Annotated in this window: 21 protein-coding genes; 11 read left to right on the top strand and 10 right to left on the bottom strand. The window is 61.8% G+C overall.

Translation table 11 applies throughout. The features are described from left to right. Positions 1–39: 39 nt before the first annotated feature. On the top strand, positions 40–270 hold the full coding sequence (locus FJQ55_RS01745; protein WP_140826008.1) for a hypothetical protein: 231 nt from the start codon (positions 40–42) through the stop codon (positions 268–270). Between the two features lie 87 nt (positions 271–357). Here the strand turns inward: FJQ55_RS01745 and olsB are convergent, their stop codons facing one another. The 6 genes from olsB to FJQ55_RS01715 all read right to left on the bottom strand — a co-directional run bounded on the left by olsB (position 358) and on the right by FJQ55_RS01715 (position 4,687). Beyond that, on the bottom strand, positions 358–1,242 hold the full coding sequence (gene olsB / locus FJQ55_RS01740; protein WP_140826007.1) for a l-ornithine N(alpha)-acyltransferase: 885 nt from the start codon (positions 1,240–1,242) through the stop codon (positions 358–360). A 78-nt stretch (positions 1,243–1,320) separates the two neighbouring features. Beyond that, positions 1,321–1,812: a signal peptidase II gene (gene lspA / locus FJQ55_RS01735; RefSeq protein WP_140826006.1), complete on the bottom strand. Its 492-nt coding sequence runs from the start codon at positions 1,810–1,812 to the stop codon at positions 1,321–1,323. Between the two features lie 3 nt (positions 1,813–1,815). After that, positions 1,816–2,676, bottom strand: a complete 861-nt coding sequence (locus FJQ55_RS01730; RefSeq protein WP_140826005.1) for a TrmH family RNA methyltransferase — start codon at positions 2,674–2,676, stop codon at positions 1,816–1,818. Beyond that, a complete protein-coding gene (locus tag FJQ55_RS01725; protein ID WP_140826004.1) occupies positions 2,673–3,851 on the bottom strand; it encodes a class I SAM-dependent methyltransferase in 1,179 nt (392 codons plus the stop codon). The genes FJQ55_RS01730 and FJQ55_RS01725 overlap by 4 nt, the downstream gene beginning before the upstream one ends. An 82-nt stretch (positions 3,852–3,933) precedes the next feature. Beyond that, the gene (locus FJQ55_RS01720) at positions 3,934–4,290 is read right to left on the bottom strand and encodes a LapA family protein (RefSeq protein WP_140826003.1); all 357 of its coding nucleotides are present in this window, start codon (positions 4,288–4,290) and stop codon (positions 3,934–3,936) included. 94 nt (positions 4,291–4,384) lie between these two features. Then, positions 4,385–4,687, bottom strand: a complete 303-nt coding sequence (locus tag FJQ55_RS01715; protein WP_054149157.1) for an integration host factor subunit beta — start codon at positions 4,685–4,687, stop codon at positions 4,385–4,387. 330 nt (positions 4,688–5,017) lie between these two features. Here FJQ55_RS01715 and lptC point away from each other — a divergent pair, with 330 nt between their 5' ends. From lptC to ptsN, 6 genes are all read left to right on the top strand, one after another. Continuing rightward, positions 5,018–5,701 carry an LPS export ABC transporter periplasmic protein LptC gene (gene lptC / locus FJQ55_RS01710; protein ID WP_140826002.1) on the top strand — a complete coding sequence of 228 codons (684 nt, stop codon included), beginning with the start codon at positions 5,018–5,020 and terminating at the stop codon, positions 5,699–5,701. Next, positions 5,698–6,252 carry an LptA/OstA family protein gene (locus FJQ55_RS01705; protein ID WP_140826001.1) on the top strand — a complete coding sequence of 185 codons (555 nt, stop codon included), beginning with the start codon at positions 5,698–5,700 and terminating at the stop codon, positions 6,250–6,252. Before lptC ends, FJQ55_RS01705 begins: the two co-directional genes overlap by 4 nt. A gap of 21 nt (positions 6,253–6,273) precedes the next feature. Continuing rightward, entirely contained in the window at positions 6,274–7,074 is an 801-nt protein-coding gene (gene lptB / locus FJQ55_RS01700; protein WP_062278172.1) for an LPS export ABC transporter ATP-binding protein, read from the top strand. Between the two features lie 137 nt (positions 7,075–7,211). After that, positions 7,212–8,780 (top strand): RNA polymerase factor sigma-54, encoded by a 1,569-nt coding sequence (rpoN, locus tag FJQ55_RS01695; RefSeq protein WP_140826000.1) that lies wholly within the window; start codon positions 7,212–7,214, stop codon positions 8,778–8,780. Between the two features lie 222 nt (positions 8,781–9,002). Beyond that, complete coding sequence (hpf, locus tag FJQ55_RS01690; RefSeq protein WP_140825999.1) at positions 9,003–9,578, top strand: ribosome hibernation-promoting factor, HPF/YfiA family; 576 nt, start codon at positions 9,003–9,005, stop codon at positions 9,576–9,578. Positions 9,579–9,644: 66 nt separating this feature from the next. Continuing rightward, entirely contained in the window at positions 9,645–10,109 is a 465-nt protein-coding gene (gene ptsN / locus FJQ55_RS01685) for a PTS IIA-like nitrogen regulatory protein PtsN (protein WP_062276857.1), read from the top strand. Positions 10,110–10,184: 75 nt separating this feature from the next. Here the strand turns inward: ptsN and grpE are convergent, their stop codons facing one another. Together grpE and hrcA are read right to left on the bottom strand one after the other, a co-directional pair. Next, complete coding sequence (grpE, locus tag FJQ55_RS01680; RefSeq protein ID WP_140825998.1) at positions 10,185–10,814, bottom strand: nucleotide exchange factor GrpE; 630 nt, start codon at positions 10,812–10,814, stop codon at positions 10,185–10,187. Between the two features lie 102 nt (positions 10,815–10,916). Then, complete coding sequence (gene hrcA, locus FJQ55_RS01675) at positions 10,917–12,005, bottom strand: heat-inducible transcriptional repressor HrcA (RefSeq protein ID WP_140825997.1); 1,089 nt, start codon at positions 12,003–12,005, stop codon at positions 10,917–10,919. A 172-nt stretch (positions 12,006–12,177) separates the two neighbouring features. On the opposite strand from hrcA, the gene rph reads away from it, so the two are divergent. From rph to hemW, 4 genes are read left to right on the top strand one after another with little or no spacing between them, the layout of a single operon-like run. Beyond that, positions 12,178–12,894, top strand: coding sequence for a ribonuclease PH (gene rph, locus FJQ55_RS01670; RefSeq protein WP_140825996.1), 717 nt, complete (start codon positions 12,178–12,180; stop codon positions 12,892–12,894). 10 nt (positions 12,895–12,904) lie between these two features. Further along, positions 12,905–13,312, top strand: a complete 408-nt coding sequence (locus FJQ55_RS01665) for a VOC family protein (protein ID WP_140825995.1) — start codon at positions 12,905–12,907, stop codon at positions 13,310–13,312. A gap of 10 nt (positions 13,313–13,322) precedes the next feature. Beyond that, the gene (gene rdgB / locus FJQ55_RS01660; protein ID WP_140825994.1) at positions 13,323–13,967 is read left to right on the top strand and encodes an RdgB/HAM1 family non-canonical purine NTP pyrophosphatase; all 645 of its coding nucleotides are present in this window, start codon (positions 13,323–13,325) and stop codon (positions 13,965–13,967) included. Between the two features lie 4 nt (positions 13,968–13,971). Further along, entirely contained in the window at positions 13,972–15,153 is a 1,182-nt protein-coding gene (hemW, locus tag FJQ55_RS01655; protein ID WP_140825993.1) for a radical SAM family heme chaperone HemW, read from the top strand. A gap of 102 nt (positions 15,154–15,255) precedes the next feature. Here hemW and FJQ55_RS01650 read toward each other — a convergent pair whose 3' ends face one another. Together FJQ55_RS01650 and dnaA are read right to left on the bottom strand one after the other, a co-directional pair. After that, complete coding sequence (locus FJQ55_RS01650; RefSeq protein WP_140825992.1) at positions 15,256–15,846, bottom strand: class I SAM-dependent methyltransferase; 591 nt, start codon at positions 15,844–15,846, stop codon at positions 15,256–15,258. A gap of 49 nt (positions 15,847–15,895) precedes the next feature. Further along, positions 15,896–17,452, bottom strand: a complete 1,557-nt coding sequence (gene dnaA / locus FJQ55_RS01645) for a chromosomal replication initiator protein DnaA (protein WP_140825991.1) — start codon at positions 17,450–17,452, stop codon at positions 15,896–15,898. Positions 17,453–17,557: the final 105 nt, after the last annotated feature.

The following is a 17,557-nucleotide window of genomic DNA, read 5'->3' as shown; positions in this document are numbered from 1 at the left end:
CCCGATTTCGCGTCACTCACGCGCGCGGAAGGCAAGGCCATGTTCAAGAATTTCTGGAAGACGTCAGTTCAACCGCGCAATCAGGTCGCGCAGGACTGGCGACACGATCCGCTGGGCCACCCTGCCCTCCTGGCGATGAACCAGAGGGCGCTTGCGGACCTGCCGATGGTGGCTGAGGTGCCCGTGCGGATGAGCACGGTGCAGGTGGCCGATGGTTGCCGACGCGGCGCAGACGAAGGGATTGTCGAGGGATGTGCCGTTTCGCGGTGATCGGTGCAATCTGAGGACAGTTGGTTCGGCTGCCGCCCCTCATCCGACCCTTCGGGCCACCTTCTCCCCGCAAGCGGGGAGAAGGAATCAGCTGGCGCTGGCGAAGCGGCCGGCGTCGGCGCCGTAGTAGTTGACGTAGCGGCCGGAGATGCTGGAGATCGGCAGGATGATCAGGACGTCCGTCGTGTTGAAGGCCTGATCGACGACGGCTCCATTGCCGACCATGGCGCCGAGGCGGAGGTAACCCTTGATCAGCGGCGGCATGGAGAACAGCGCGCGGCGCGGGTTGACGGCTTCCGACGGCATCAGGTCCATCTCGCGGTAGAGATGCGGCAGGGCGTCGACCGCCCATTCGCCCTTGGCCAACGCATTGTGGTAGAGGAAAGACAGCGCCAGCGCGTGTTCTTCCGGCTGGGTGCCGGGGAAGGAGCCGCAGCCGAACATGGCGTCGATGCGGTTTTGCAGCGCATAGGCCCAGCAGCCCTGCCAGAGCAGTTCGACGGTGCGTTTGGTGCGGTATTGCGGCAGCACGCAGGAGCGGCCGAGCTCCATGAAACGCTTGCCCGGATGGCGGGCGACGAGCGCGTCGACGCCGAATTCGGAGCCGGAATAGAAACCGCCATGGGCGATGGCCACTTCGTGGCGCAGCAGGCGATAGGTGCCGACGATCTGGTCCTCGGCATCACCCTCGATCGAGCGGTCGAGCACCAGAAGATGGTCGCAGAGGCTGTCCCAGCTGTCCACTTCGCGGCCCCGGCGGGCATCTTCAGCGGAAACCTGCGCCTTCATCTCCTCGACGAAGACACGGTAGCGCACGGCCTGGGCCGCATCTATCTCGCGTTCGGTGCGGGCGATGCGGGTTTCCAGATTGCCGATTCGGCCGAGGAGATCGCGCGTGCCCGATCCGGCCAACGGCGGCGCCACGGAGGTGACATCCAACATCATTCCACGGTCTATCAGGTCCACGCTCATCGGCTTTGTCCAGCGTTCAAATCACGGGCGTTTAAACACTTTACTGCAACAGGAAAGTGACAAAATTTCGCGCGCCCGTCACTCGGCGTCGGGCTTCGGCTTCCGGTGCTGGATGATCTCGTCGATGACGATGCAGATGGCGCCGAGCGTGATGAAGCTGTCGGCCAGGTTGAAGACGGCGAAGGACCAGGTGTCGGTATAGAACAGGACGTAATCGACGACATAACCATAGGTGAAGCGGTCGATCAGGTTGCCAAGCGCGCCAGCGATGATCATGGCAAAACCGAGATGAGCGCAATGCTGGTCAGGGCCGGTCTTGCGCCAGAGCCAGAGGACGAAAGCGACGATGACAAGGCGTAGCGCTACGATGAACCAGGCGTCGAGATGGGACAACATGGAGAAGGCGACGCCGAGATTATGGGTGCGATAGAGCGCCCAGAAGGGCAAAACCGGGATCAACTCATGCATGGGGAGATAAATCTCCACCGCATATTTGATCGCCTGATCGAGCAGAAGCGCGGCAATGATGAAGAGAACGACCGGCAGCGGCCGATTGAAGGCTGACAGCATCGGTCACTTGCCTCCGTCGAGGGCGAGCAGGTGGCGGCGGACCTCGAAGAGCATGACGCCGGTGGCGACCGCGAGGTTGAGGCTGTCGGCCATGCCGACCTGCGGAATGCGGGCGAGTTTGTCGGCGGCCTGGGCGAGATCATCCGGCAGGCCGGACTGTTCGTTGCCCATCATCAGGATGACCGGCTTCGACTTGTAATCGATGGTGCGGTAATCGACGGCGCCGGCGAGATGGGTGGCGACGAGCCTGATATCGACGGATTTCTTCCATTTGAGGAAGTCGGCCGGCGTGGTCTTGACCAGAGGCAGGGCGAACATCGAGCCCATGGTGGCGCGCACGGTTTCCATCGAAAAGGGATCGGTGCAATCGCCGACGAGGATGACACCCGAGGCGCCGGTGGCATCGGCCGTGCGGATGATGGTGCCGAGATTGCCGGGGTCGCGGACGCGGTCGAGCGCGATCCAGGTTTCCGAGCCCTTCGGCTGGATGTCTTTCAGCGCCGTCCAGCGCTGTTCGAAGACGGCGGCGACCATTTGCGGGTTCTCCCGCCGGGTGATCGAGGACATGACCTTTTCGCTGACTTCCAGCACCAGACCGCCTGCGGCGACCGTGCGGGCGGCGACCTTCTCGACCAGCGGCTTGCCCTTGCCGGCCTTGGCATAAACCAGGGTGCGGATGGTCCAGCCGCGATCGAGCGCGTCGATGACGAGCTTCAGGCCTTCGGCGAGGAAGGTGCGGCTTTCGTCGCGCGCCTTCTTCAGGGACAGGGCCTTGATGTCCTTGATGATGGGGTTGGCGAGGCTGGTGACTTCCTTGACCTGGCCGACGCGGCGCGGCCCCTCGTTTCGATAGTCGTCGGTCATTTCGGCACCCAGCGGCTGAAGAGAGAAGTGGAGAGCGCGCGGCCCGGTGTCTTGCCGTCGAGGCCGGCCTCGCGGATGACGAGTTCGCCGGATTCGACCAGACCGCCCTTGCCGCGCATGGTTTCGCGCATGAGTTCATGGATCGAATAGAAGCTGGCACGGATCGAATAGGCGGTCAGCACGAGACCAACGGCCTTGGGTGCCAGGAGTTCGCGGCAGATATCCAGCATCAACGGCAGGTGGTCGAAGAGCTGCCAGACTTCACCATTCGGGCCGCGACCAAATTTCGGCGGGTCGGTCAGGATGATGTCGTAACGATTGCCGCGGCGCTCCTCGCGCAGGATGAACTTCATCGCATCCTCGCAGATCCAGCGGATCGGCGCCTTGTCGAGGCGGCTCAGCGACTGGTTTTCGCGGGCCCAGCCGATCGCCTTCTTCGAGGCATCGACATGGGTGACTTCGGCACCGGCGGCAGCGGCGACCAGGGAGGCGACGCCGGTATAGCCGAAGAGGTTGAGGACCTTCAGCGGCCGATCGGCGGCTTCGACCTTCTGTTTCATCCAGCTCCAATGGGCGATCTGCTCGGGGAAGACGCCGACATGGCGAAACGCGGTGAAGCGGCCGTGGAAATCGATGCCAAGCAACGAGAGCGGCCAGGTTTCGCCGAGCGCCTCGCGGGGGAAACGCCAGCGCCCCATGCCGTCTTCGTCGGTGTCCCCGGTGAAGACGGCATCGGCCTTGTCCCAGACATGGGAGGGCAATGCCTTCGGCCACAGAGCCTGGGCTTCGGGGCGCACGATACGATAGGGGCCGTATTGCTCGAGCTTCAGGCCGTCACCGCTGTCGATCAGGTGAAAATCGCCGGCGCCCGTGGATTCGAGGATGAGGGGCACGCGTTCCGACGGACGCTCGCCCGTGCGGACCGTGAGCGGGCGAGCCGGTTCCGATGCGGTTTCGGCGGTGTTCGCGACCTTTCCGTCTTCCGAAGGGCTTCGACGCACCGGCCGCGAATTGCCGCGCTCGGGCTTGCCGGCGGCCTGACCGGACGACGGCTTCGACGGCTTGCCGGCAAAATCCGCAGACTTCGGCGGACGGGGGCGCGCGGCGTCGCCATTGGCTTTCGGCTTCGCTCCCGGGAATGGCTTGGCGCCGGGGCGACGTTCCCTGTTCTTCACGTCAATGATCCGTGGCTCGGTGCTAATCTCGGCCAGCCCTTAGCATTCCGGACCGGGCGCGGAAAGAAAATTTGCCGCGAGGCTATTTCGAGGTCAGCTGGGGCGCGGACAAAGGCAGGCTCGCACCGGCGATCTGTTCGGCGCGGCTCTTCTGGCGATCGGCCTCGGCCTGCCACTGCTGGGCTGCGCGCGACTGTGTGCGGGCCTTCTTGCGATGCTTGCCCTGGGAAAACCAGGTGACGACGGCGCCGAGCAACACACCCAGCATGACCGCCAGGATAAGCAGGACGAAGAGCGGTGCGGAAACCGACAGCGCCTGATCGGCCGGATTGAAGGGGTTGAGCGCCAAGCTAACGGGGTGACGGTTGGCGACGGCCAGGACGATCAGGAGGATCGCCAGCGGCAGCAGGACCACGAGGCTCACGATTTTCCGCACCATCTGTAAACTCCCTGCTGTTCCGCCTCCAATTCGAGGCGGCGTGCCGACAGGCCCAAGGTAAGGCCAGGCGCCGAATTTTCAATGCGACAGGATGTTATTCGTCGTCCTCATCGCCCATGCCAGGGTTCAGGCGTTCACGCAGTTCCTTGCCGGTCTTGAAGAAGGGCACCCATTTTTCCTCGACGAAAACGGTTTCGCCGGTGCGGGGATTGCGGCCGGAACGCGAGGGGCGGTTCTTCACGGAGAAGGCGCCAAAGCCGCGCAGTTCCACGCGATTGCCGGCGGCGAGCGCATCGGTGATTTCATCGAGCACGGCGTTGACAATATTTTCGACATCGCGGTGATAGAGATGCGGATTACGGGCCGCGACAATCTGCACCAATTCCGACTTGATCACGCCGACCCCCTGAATTTTCTGTTGTGACTTGAGCGGCGCCAACGTTGCCAAAGCAAAAAAGCACAGTCAAGGAACAACTTAACCATAACGCGCGCCCCTTGCTAAGCCAATGACCGATGTCACAAACATTTGGAAGGGCGCCGGTCTCACTTTCTCCGCATGAAGGAGCGAAGACCGGGCGTTCTCTCGATGCTCCTGCGCCTCCTCTTGTGCCACGCTGGCGACAATCCATATGGGCCGTATTGGCAAGCGCCGAGAGACATGCGAAACGACGAAAACTGCGGGCCGCTCAGGAGACTGACTGCCCGCCATCAAAACGGATTGCGACGAATGCTGCAGACCCCCACCGACATCCGTCAGGCAAACGGAGCCGCCTCAGATGCGGCAGCCTATCGTCGCGCGGTGGGCCATTCGGCGCGCGTGCGGCGGCTGCGTGTGCTTCTGCCGGTGGCGGCGCTGATCATCTCGTTGATCTTTATCGGAGTTTCGGCAGTGCGCAGCCTGATGCCGGAGGAGTTGCATATCGAATCCGCCAAGATCGAGAACGGCAAGATCGTGATGGAAAAACCGGCGATCTCAGGTCGCAATTCCGACGGGGTCAACTATTCGATGCGGGCAGACCGCGCCCTGCAGGACATCAAGAATCCAAACCTGATCAATCTCGAGACCATCACCGCGGCCGTGCCTGTAAACGACAAGGTGGTGGCGCGAATCGTTGCCCAAGGCGGGCTGTTCGACCGGGGCGCCAATCTGCTCAATCTCGACAAGCCGTTCACGCTCAATCTGTCGAGCGGGATCGACGCGCAGTTCAATTCCGCACGCCTCGATATTGCCGGCGGCACGATGGAAACGAAAGATCCGATCGCCATTCAAACCAAGGGCGCGTCGATTGTTGCGAACTCCCTCAATATGAAGGATAAGGGTCGAACAATGATATTTTCGGGGGATGTCAGGTTGAACATCGAGCCGTCCTCCCTGCGCAGCAATCGGTCAATGGAAACGATCCAGCCATGAAACATCGCCGCCTCTCCCCGCTCATGATCGCTGGTCTCGTGTTCGCTGCCGGCTGTGCCACCTTTGCCGGATCTGCGGCAATGGCTCAGACGAAGAGCAGCCAGATGGCCGGGATGAAGCTGTCCAACGATCAGCCGATCCAGATCGAAAGCGACGCGCTGGAGATTCGCGAGCAGGAAAAGAAGGCTTTCTTCACCGGCAACGTCAAGGTGGTCCAGGGCACCACCACGCTTCAGGCCGGCGCCATGACGGTTTTCTACCGTGGCGAGGGAAGCACGGTCACGCAAGGCAATGCCGATATCGAGAAGATCGACGTCTCGGACAAGGTGTTCCTGCAGTCGGAGACGCAGCAGGCAACCGCCGACAAGGGCTTTTTCGACATGTCGCAGCAGGTCTTCGTGCTCGAAGGCGACAAGGTGGTGCTGTCGGAAGGGCAGAATGTTTTCGTCGGCTGCAAGCTGACGGTGCACATGGAAACCGGCCAGGCCAAACTCGACAGTTGCGGGCGTCGCGTGCAGATCCAGCTCGACCCCAAATCGCAGAAAAAGTGACCGATCGGTTTGAACGTGCAAATTCCTTTTTTTTCCAGGACTAAGCAGGCCAACCCGGCGACTGCACCGGCAGGTTTGCCGGGCGACAAGGCGCGCTATGAAGGCACGCTGATCGCACACGGCCTGACCAAGACCTATAATTCCCGCCGCGTGGTCAACGGGGCATCGCTGGTCGTGCGCCGAGGCGAGGCGGTCGGACTGCTCGGCCCGAACGGTGCGGGCAAGACCACCTGTTTCTACATGATCACCGGCCTCGTGCCTGTTGATGCCGGGACAATCTCGATCAATGGCAATGACGTGACGTCGATGCCGATGTATCGACGCTCGCGGTTGGGCGTGGGCTACCTACCGCAGGAAGCGTCGATCTTTCGTGGCCTGAGCGTCGAAGACAATATCCGCGCGGTGCTCGAAGTGCATATCTCGGACAAGAAGCAGCGCGAGGCCAAGCTCGACGAGCTGCTCAACGAATTCCATATCGAGAAGCTGCGTAAGTCGCCTTCCGTGGCGCTCTCCGGTGGTGAGCGGCGGCGCCTGGAAATTGCCCGTGCGCTGGCGACCGATCCGACCTTCATGCTGCTCGACGAGCCGTTCGCTGGCGTTGACCCGATTTCGGTCTCGGATATCCAGAATCTGGTGCGCCACTTGACGGCGCGCGGGATCGGAGTCCTGATTACGGACCACAACGTGCGCGAGACGCTGGGGCTCATCGACCGGGCCTATATCATCCATGCCGGCGAAGTGCTGACCCATGGCCGGGCCAATGACATCGTCAACAATGCCGATGTTCGCCGCCTTTACCTGGGCGACAAGTTCAGCCTTTGAGCTGGACAATAAAAGTCTGCCCGCGCTCTCCTGCGGCTTGACCAAACCAAAATAAAAAGCAATTTTTGGGCCAAGTGGATTTCACCCTGCATTATTCGCAGTTTGCGGGGTGAATGCAGGGGAGTCGAGCGTCCGCCATGGCCTTGTCCGCGAATCTGTTCCTGAAACAGAGCCAATCGCTGGTGATGACACCGCAGTTGATGCAGTCCATTCAACTGCTGCAGATGACCCATATCGAATTAATGCAGTTCATCTCGCAGGAAGTGGAACGCAATCCGCTGCTCGAATTGAATGCAGATGACGGAGATTTGGGCTCGGACTCTGCCGATGCCGCCGACGCCCATGGCAGCGCCACCGTCAACAACGGCCAATCCACCGACGATACTGTTGCCAGCCCTTCGCTCGACAGCGACTGGTATGAGGGCAGCGGCAGCGAAAACCTCAATGACCGGCTGGACACGAATTTCGACACCGCCTTTGCCGACGAAGGCTCCAGCATGCGTCCCGATGCGCCGGAGCTTCTCGGGCAGTGGAAGTCGATGCCGGGGAATTCCGGGGAGACTGGGGAAGGCTTCGATCTCGACGATTTCGTTGCCGGGCAGATCAGCCTGCGTGACCATCTGAACCAGCAGATTCCTTTTGCTCTTCCGACACCTGCCGACCAACTGGTTGCGGCCGTCATGGTCGATCACCTTGACGAATGCGGCTATCTGCGGCTCGATCTCGATGAACTGGCGGCGCGACTGGGGCGTGCACGAGAGCAAATCGAAACGGTGTTGCAGACGCTTCAGACGCTGGAGCCTGCGGGCGTCTTTGCACGCTCGCTCAGCGAATGCCTGGGGATCCAGCTGCGCCAGCGCGACCGTTATGATCCGGCCATGGCTATGCTGGTCGACAATCTGGAACTGCTCGCCAAGCGGGATTTTGCCACGCTGAAGCGGCTGTGCGGCGTGGACGAAGAGGATCTTCTCGACATGCTGTCGGAGATCCGCAAGCTCAACCCGAAGCCAGGCGGCTCATTCGAGCACAGCGTCTCGGAATCGGTGACGCCCGACGTCGTCGTGCGCTCCGATAACAATGGCGGCTGGCAGGTCGAGCTCAATCCGGATGCGCTTCCCCGGGTGCTGGTCAATCACAGCTACATGGTGGCGGTGGGTCGCCAGGGTGTGGCCAAGGACAGCCCCGATCATGCCTTCATGTCGGAATGCCTGCAGAACGCGAACTGGCTCACCCGCAGCCTCGATCAAAGGGCGCGGACGATCAGCAAGGTGGCGGCCGAGATCGTGCGGCAGCAATCGGCCTTCCTGGATCACGGGGTCGATCACCTGCGGCCGCTGAACCTGAAAACGGTCGCAGACGCGATCAAGATGCATGAATCCACGGTCAGCCGCGTCACCACCAACAAATATATGCTGACGCCTCGCGGGCTCTTCGAGCTCAAGTATTTCTTCACGGTGTCGATCGCATCCGCAGAAGGTGGCGACAGCCATTCGGCCGAGGCCGTGCGTCACAGGATACGGGCCTTGATCGAGAAAGAAAGCCCTGAGGCGGTGCTATCGGACGACGACATCGTCGACACGCTGAAATCGAGCGGTGTGGAGCTTGCGCGCCGGACCGTGGCAAAATACCGCGAGTCCATGAACATCCCGTCCTCAGTTCAGCGTCGCCGCGAGAAGCGGGCCATGGCGAAGATTTCCTCCCACTGAGACCCCTGAAAATCCGGGAAATTAACCGGTCATTGACTTTTGCCGAGATGGCGGCTAGAAGCGCGCCGCAATCGACAGCGCACACTGTTGGCCCCGGAGACAATTGGCCGGATCATGCCCGACAAACGAAGGTACAGACTGCCCGCACCACTCTAAAAGCTTGGACGCGGGCGTCGCTTGGCGTAAAATGGGCACGTAACCAATCATAAGAAGGGAAACTCCATGAGTGTGCGTGTATCCGGCAAGCAGATGGAAATCGGTGAAACTTTCCGCCAGCGGATCGAAGACCGAATCCAGGATGCGGTTACCAAATACTTCGACGGAGGGTATTCCGGGCAAGTGGTCGTGGCAAAATCGCAGTCGCGATTTTCGGCCGATTGCCTGGTGCATCTCGATACCGGCGCGAACCTGCATGCCGCAGGCGAGGCCAATGATCCGCAAGTGGCCTTCGACACCGCCTTTGAGCGCGTCGAGAAGCGCCTGCGCCGCTACAAGCGCAAGCTGAAGGATCATCACGCCGGCGAAGCATCGAACCCGCCGATCGAGGTGGCCTACACGGTCATGGATTCCGTCGACGACGATCACGAGGAACTGCCGGAAGACTATGCGCCGACGATCGTGGCCGAAAGCACGAAGAAACTTCGGACCATGACGGTTGCTTCGGCAGTCATGGCCCTCGACATGACGGACGAACCTGTGCTGCTGTTCAGAAGCCCGGGAAAAGAACAATTGAATATCGTTTATCGTCGGAATGACGGTAATATCGGGTGGATCGATTCCGCCAACATCAAAGGCTGACGAGACTGGCGCGGGCGGACGTAAACGTTCGCCCGCCACCGGCTCAGACGCATGAAGGAAATTGATATGGCCTTGGCAGATTTGCTGCATCAGGATGCTGTCGTACCGACACTCAGGGTGAATTCGAAGAAGCAACTGCTTCAGGAACTCGCGGCTAAGGCTTCCAAGCTGACCAACATCCCTGAGCGCGAGATCTTCGACGTTATCCTGCAGCGCGAGCGGCTGGGTTCCACCGGCGTCGGCAATGGCATTGCCATCCCGCATGGCAAGCTCAACAAGGTCACCCAGATCACCGGCGTTTTCGCACGTCTGGAAACACCGGTCGATTTCGAGGCGCTGGACGACCAGCCGGTCGATCTCGTCTTTTTGCTGCTCGCCCCGGAAGGTGCGGGCGCCGATCACCTGAAGGCGCTGTCGCGCATTGCGCGCGTGCTGCGTGACCAGGACCTGGTCGCTAAGCTGCGCGCAACCGAATCCGCCTCGGCGATCTATACCTTCCTCAACGAAGAACAGGCTTCCAACGCGGCATAGACTGCGAGCGGCCGACAGCAGACATAAAAAAAGCGCCCTTCGAGGCGCTTTTTTCGTATGCGGTAAAGGCCTTGCTCAGGCCTTGGCAGCATCCTCGGCGGCAGCTTCGGCCTTCGGGCCACCCTTCGCAACGCCGACCATGGCCGGGCGGAGGACGCGTTCGCCGATCGCGTAACCGGCCTGCACGACCTGAACGACGGTGTTGTTGGCGACATCGGGATTGGGGACCTCGAACATGGCCTGGTGGAAGTTCGGGTCGAACTTCTGGCCGACCGGCTCGATCTTGCGAATGCCGTGACGTTCCATGGTCGCCAGCATGCCGCGCTCGGTCATCTCGACACCTTCGATGAGCGCTGTGACCGCAGCATCCGCGCCGGCGCGGGCGTCTTCCGGCAGGCTTTCGATGGCACGGCGCAAGTTGTCGGAGACCGACAGCATGTCACGGGCAAAACCCGTCATCGCGTAAGACTTGGCGTCCTTGATTTCCCGTTCGGTGCGACGGCGCAGGTTGTCCATGTCGGCTGCCAAACGCAGGAAGCGGTCGCGCAGGTCGGCATTTTCCGCCTTCAGAGCATCGAGGGCTTCGGCCGCGCCGCCTTCGGCGTCGGTCGTCGCTTCGGCGTTTGCCTGATCTTCCTGAGCTTCGGTAGCGTAAGCCTCTGCGGCGTCCGCGTCAGGTCCGTTCTTGTTGGTTTCTTCGGTCATGACGTTCTCCGAATGATTCTGCATTTTCGAACACGAGGTTCGATTTCGTGCCCGATATCAGGGTTTGGGGTGAAAAAATCAAGGGTCGCCGGCCAATTCGGCCTAACGCCCGGTCCGCGACAGGCGCGCCATGAGCTGGGCGGTGTAATCGACCATCGGCACGATGCGGGAATAATTCAGCCGCGTGGGGCCGATCACACCGACGGCGCCGACGATGCGGTCTTCGCCATCGCGATAGGGTGCTACGATGAGAGACGAGCCCGACAGCGAGAAGAGCTTGTTTTCGGAGCCGATGAAGATGCGCACACCCGGGCCACTTTCGGCAAGATCGAGGATCTCGATCAGGCTTTCCTTGCGCTCGAGGTCGTCGAAGAGCAGGCGCAGGCGATCGATGTCCTCAAGGTCGACCAGACCTTCGAGCAAGTTTGCACGACCTCGGACGATGAGGCGGGTGGGGTTCTTATCGGCCCCCTCCCCCGACCAGACCGCCAGGCCCCGCTTGACGAGGTCCTGGGACAAGGTATCGAGTTCCGAGGCGACCTGCGTCTTCATGCTGTCGATCTGGCTGCGCAATTCGCGCAGTGTCTGACCCGCCAAGTTTGCATTGAGGAAGTTGGCGGCCTCCGTCAACTGCGAGGCGGTGACGCCCGAGGGCAGGTCGATGATGCGGTTTTCGACCTGGTTGTGTTCGCCGACGAGCACGGCGAGCGCCTTGGTCGGCTCGAGCCGAATGAATTCGACATGCTTGAGGACCGGATCGTTTTTCGCCGAGATGACCAGACCGGCGCCGCGCGACAGGCCCGACAGCATGCGGCTCGCCTCGGTCAGCATGGTCTCGACCGGTTGATCCGGACTTGTCGGACGGATCTGGCGCTCGATGCTGTCTCGCTCGGTCTCCGAGAGGTCCCCCACCTGCATGAAGGCATCGACGAAAAAGCGCAGGCCAGCTTGCGTGGGCAGACGTCCCGCGCTGACGTGCGGCGCATAGATCAGGCCCAGATGCTCGAGATCGCTCATCACGTTGCGCACGGAAGCGGGCGACAGCGACATCGGCAGAAGGCGGGACAGATTGCGCGAGCCGAGCGGATCACCGGAGTCGAGATAGGTCTCGACGATCCGCCGAAAGACCTCTCTGGATCGGTCGTCCAGCGATGCGGCAACATCTGCGATGGTCGTCTTGGGTGCGGCCATTGTCAGCGCAGTGATGATCTCATTGTTTCCATGGGAAGAATATAGTCATTCGCATGCCGATGACAAAGGGCAAATTCGCCGGAAGTCCCGAGTTGCCGGGCGTTCATTCGGTTTTTTCTTTGCAAAGGACAGCCGCCCTCCTTAGAAGGCAGTGACAACCCAGGAGATACCGATGCGGCCATCCGGCAGAAAAACAGATCAAATGCGCAAAGTCTCGTTCGAGCGCAATTTCTCCAAGCATGCCGAGGGATCCTGCCTGGTGAAGTTCGGCGATACGCATGTGCTGTGCACGGCGAGCCTGGAAGACAAGACGCCACCGTGGCTGCGCAATTCCGGCAAGGGCTGGGTGACGGCGGAATATGGCATGCTGCCGCGGGCCACGGGCGAACGCATGCGCCGCGAAGCCTCTTCCGGCAAGCAGAGCGGCCGCACCCAGGAAATCCAGCGGCTGATCGGCCGGTCGCTGCGCGCGGTCGTCGATCTGGAGGCACTCGGCGAACGGCAGATCTCGATCGACTGCGACGTCATCCAGGCGGATGGCGGCACGCGCACGGCCTCGATCACCGGTGCCTGGATTGCGCTGCATGACTGCCTGAAATGGATGGAAGCGCGCAACATGGTGAAGGTGGAGAAGGTCCTGAAGGACCATATCGCGGCCATTTCCTGTGGCATCTTCGCCAACCAGCCGGTGATCGACCTCGATTACCTGGAGGACTCGGCGGCCGAGACCGATGCCAATTTCGTCATGACCGGTTCCGGTGGCATCGTCGAGATCCAGGGGACTGCCGAAGGCAAGCCGTTCAGCCAGGACGAGTTCCTGACGCTGCTGGGTCTGGCCCGCAACGGCATCGACGAACTGGTGACGCTGCAGAAGCAGGCGATCGGCTGAGGGCTGCCGGATGATCGAAGGTGTTCTCGAGACCGCACTCTACGTCGATGACCTGGACAAGGCCGAGACCTTTTATGGCGAGGTGCTGGGGCTTCAGACGATCCGGAGAAACGGCAATCGACACATCTTCTATCGTTGCGGATCGGGCATCCTGCTGATCTTCAATAGCGTGGAAACGCTGAAACCCCTGCCGCCCGGCTCGCTGGACGTGCCGAGACACGGCGCCACGGGGCCGGGCCATGCCTGCTTCCGGGTCACCGGAAACGATCTCGACGCCATGGCGGAGACGCTGAAGAAAGCCGGTATCGCCCTGGAATCGACCGTCACCTGGCCGAACGGTGCGCGATCCATCTATTTCCGCGATCCGGCGGGAAACAGCCTGGAATGCGCCGAGCCACGGCTATGGGATCTGGAATAGGACATTCACTATGCGCAAGCTCGACACCCGCACCATCGTCGTTGCCAGCCACAATGCCGGCAAGATCGCCGAAATCGCCGACCTGATCGGCCCCTTCGGCTTCTCGGCCAAATCGGCCAAGGACCTTGCTTTCGTCGAGCCCGACGAGACGGGCACGACGTTCGAGGAAAATGCGGCGATTAAGGCGCTGGCCTCTGCCAAGGCCTCGGGTCTGCCGGCGCTTTCGGACGATAGCGGCCTGGTGATCGATGCGCTTGATGGTGCGCCCGGCGTCTACACCGCCAACTGGGCCGAGCGGGAAGACGGGACACGTGATTTCCCCTGGGCGATGGAGAAGGTCGAAAAGGCACTTGCCGAGCGGGGCGCGACGGGGCCGGCTCAGCGAACTGCCCGCTTCGTCAGCGTGCTGTGTCTCGCCTGGCCCGACGGGCATACGGAATTCTTCCGCGGCGAGATCGAGGGCGTCATTGCATCTGCGCCCCGCGGGACGGCCGGCTTCGGTTATGACCCGATCTTCCAGCCGGAAGGTCACGCGCGCACCTTTGGCGAGATGACGGCGGACGAGAAACACGGCTGGAAGCCCGGCGACCCGGAAGCGCTGTCGCACCGGGCACGGGCCTTCAAGCGCTTCGTCGAAACCTGCCTGGAGGCATGAGCCGTTGACCGACAGGTCGTTTACGCTTCTGCCAGACACGGGCGAACCCGGCTTCGGGGTCTATGTCCATTGGCCCTTCTGCGCGGCCAAGTGTCCTTATTGTGACTTCAACAGCCATGTGCGCCACCAGCCTGTGGACCAGGCGCGTTTCGTCTCCGCTTTCCTCACCGAGATGAAGACGATGCGGGCGCTGTCGGGGCCGAAGACGGTGACCAGCGTGTTTATGGGCGGCGGCACGCCATCGCTGATGGATCCCACAACCGTCGGCGCCATTCTCGACGGCATCGCCGCGACCTGGCATGTGCCCGACGGCATCGAGATCACCATGGAGGCCAATCCATCCAGCGTCGAGGCGAGCCGCTTTCACGGCTATCGAGCGGCGGGCGTCAACCGGGTTTCGATGGGCGTGCAGGCGCTCAACGATCCGGATCTTAGATTTCTCGGGCGGCTGCATGATGTCGCGGATGCGCTGAAAGCCATCAAGCTGGCGCGAGAAATCTTTCCACGCATGTCCTTCGACCTGATCTACGCCCGGCCGAACCAGACGGTGGAAGCGTGGGAACGGGAACTGAAGGAGGCGATTTCCTATGCCGTCGATCATCTGTCGCTCTACCAGCTGACCATCGAGGAAGGCACGGCCTTTTACGGGCTGCACAAGGCGGGCAAGCTGATCGTGCCGGACGAGGAGCACGCGGCAACGCTCTATGAAGCGACGCAGGAGATTACCGCGCGCGAGGGCATGCCGGCCTACGAGGTTTCCAACCATGCGCGGCCCGGCGCCGAGAGCCGGCACAATCTCACTTATTGGCGTTATGGCGACTATGCCGGGATCGGCCCTGGCGCGCATGGCCGCCTGACGCAAGGGCGGACAAAAATCGCCACGGCGGCCCAAAAACATCCGGAAACCTGGCTTTCCGCCGTCGAGCAGGATGGCCACGGGATCGCCGATCGGGAGGATCTCGACAACGAGGCCCAGGCTGACGAATTGCTGATGATGGGGCTTCGGCTGCGCGAGGGGGTCGATCTCGCCCGTTGGCAGCAGCTCTCCGGTCGCGATCCAGACCCGGACAAGGAGCAGTTCCTGTTGGAGCAGGGTTTCATCGAGCGGCTGGGCAACTCCCGCCTTCGCTGCACCCCGACCGGCATGCTGATCCTCAATGCCGTGGTGGCCGATCTCGCCTGCTGAAGCAGAATACCGAAGTGGGTGTCAAACCGACGCTTGGTTGGACGACCTCAATGGCAGCGCCTGTTCCGAGACGAGCCCCGAGATCATTCCCATCGCCATGGCTCAGGCCAGGCCAGTGTGAAGATAGAGCCAGGTCGTCGGCTCTCCATCGAAGGCGCCGCCCGAGAGTGTTTCAATTTCGATGCCGACAAAGCCGGCAGCTTCGCAGAGTTTTGCCAGTTCTTCCCGCGTCGGTCTGTTGTAGTAGCGTCCGAAGCGGTCTGTTCCTTCTGCGCCGCCGGTCTTGAAGCTGGCATAGAGGCGACCGTGAGGACGGAGGGCCTTGGCAATGCGGGCGAGCACATCCGCCAGATCGGCCCTCGGAACATGCAGCAGGCAGGCATTGGCCCAAATGCCATCGAACTCCGCCTCATAAGCCAGTTCCTGGAACGGCAGCACGAGAACCGGTCGCCCGAGCCGGCGCTCGGCCTGCGAAGCCATGGAGGCTGATCCATCCGAAGGGGTGACGTCGAAACCCAGTTGAAGCAATTCCGCGCTGTCGCCGCCCGCCCCGCAGCCGAGTTCGAGGATGCGGGCACCGGCCGCCAGCCGCTCTACGAAACGGTTCAACTGCCGCTCCGGCAGATGCCGGTCGCGCGCCGCATAGAGGGCGGCGTTCTCCTCGTAGAAAGCAAGGGAAGGATCGCGGGTCACGGTCACCGCTCAAAAGAAAAGGCCGGCTTGGGAGCCGGCCTGGTGTGTCTCATTCGTTGATCAGGCGACGCAGCAGTTCGATTTCCTGCGACAGCTTCTGATCGGCGGAGATCAGTTCCTCGATCTTGCGCACGGCATGCAGGACCGTCGTGTGGTCGCGTCCGCCGAAGCGGCGGCCGATCTCGGGGAAGGAGCGCGGGGTCAGCGTCTTCGACAGATACATGGCGATCTGACGCGGCTTGACGATGACCCGGGTGCGACGGTTGGAGACGAGTTCCTGGCGCGAGACGTTGTAGTGACGGGCCACGACACGCTGGATGTCTTCGATGCGCACACGCTTCTGGTCACCGGCACCGACGAGGTGGGCCAGCAGTTCGTCGACCCGTTCGATCGAGAGGTTCGGCTCGAAGGAGCGGCGGAACAGAAGCTGGTTGAAGGCGCCTTCGAGATCACGGCCACTGCTGGTTATGTTGCGGGCAACATGCTCAAGAATATCGGAGGGGATGTCGAGCGACGGATCGTCCTTGCGGGCCGCATCCAGACGGGACTTCATCATGTCGAGGCGCATCTCATAGTCAGGCGCTTCCATCTCGATCGCAACGCCACCCTGGAGGCGCGAACGGACACGGGGATCAAGCGATTCCAGCTCCCAGGGCGCGCGGTCGGCGGCAACGACAACCTGCTTGGCGCTGTCGAGCAGCATGTTGAGGAGGTGGCAGAACTCGTGCTGGATCATCTTACCCTGCAGGAACTGCATGTCGTCGATGATCAGCAGGTCGATGTTGCGCAGCGAGTCTTTCAGCGTCAGGGCATCGTTATCGCGGATGGCGGTGGCGAAACGCCACATGAAATATTCGGCCGTCAGATACACGACGCGGGGCGCACGCGGGCTATGTACGGCCGCATTAGCAATCGCCTGGAGAAGGTGCGTCTTGCCGAGACCAACAGAGGAATGGATGAAAAGCGGGTTGAAGCGCACGGCGCCGGCGCCGGCTTCGGCGATCGTCCTGGCGGCCGCGAGTGCCACGCGGTTCGATGCGCCTTCAACGAAACCGTCAAAGGTGTAACGGCTGTCGAGGGGTGAGCCGAAAAGCGGGCTTGCGGTGCTGGCGGCGCGGCCGGTGACAGAAGACGGACCGGCAGGGGAGGCAATCTGGCCGATGTGCTGCGGACCCGGCTTGCGGCTCGCCGCCTGCTGCGGGGCGGGCTCTGCACCCGACTGACGCTCGTCAAGCGCCGGGCCACGGGTGTTGCGGCTCGCGCTGCGCACCATGATCTCGACCTTGAGGATCGACGGATCCTCGGCCTGGAAAATCGAGGTGATGAGATCGAGATAACGGTTGTTGATCCACGACTTCAGGAACGTCGTCGGGACTGTCAGGCGCACCACGCTCTTGGAGGCGGAGTGCAGCTTCAGGCGGCCAAACCAGCTCTGGTATACGTCTACGCCGACCTGGGCTTTCAATCTTTTGCTGAACCGGTCGAAAAGAGCGTCATGCTTCATTTCGGCATTGTCTCCCGCGCCCTCGGAGCATGCGGCGCCCAGCGCCGAATGTGCATTGTCCCCGTTCGCCAACGCACCGGCCGTCATAGAATTCGTCTGCATTTTGCCGCCTTCCAAATCATTCCAGGTGCCGGGCGCCTCTTAAGCCGTCCGACAGCCGCTTCTCTTATGGCGATCCTCAACCGGATCAACCGTCCCCGAATGGAC

The organism is Rhizobium glycinendophyticum (genome assembly GCF_006443685.1).
Lineage (GTDB): Bacteria > Pseudomonadota > Alphaproteobacteria > Rhizobiales > Rhizobiaceae > Allorhizobium > Allorhizobium glycinendophyticum.
Note: the sequence above shows the minus strand (reverse complement) of the source record. Positions and strands in the feature narration are given on the sequence as shown.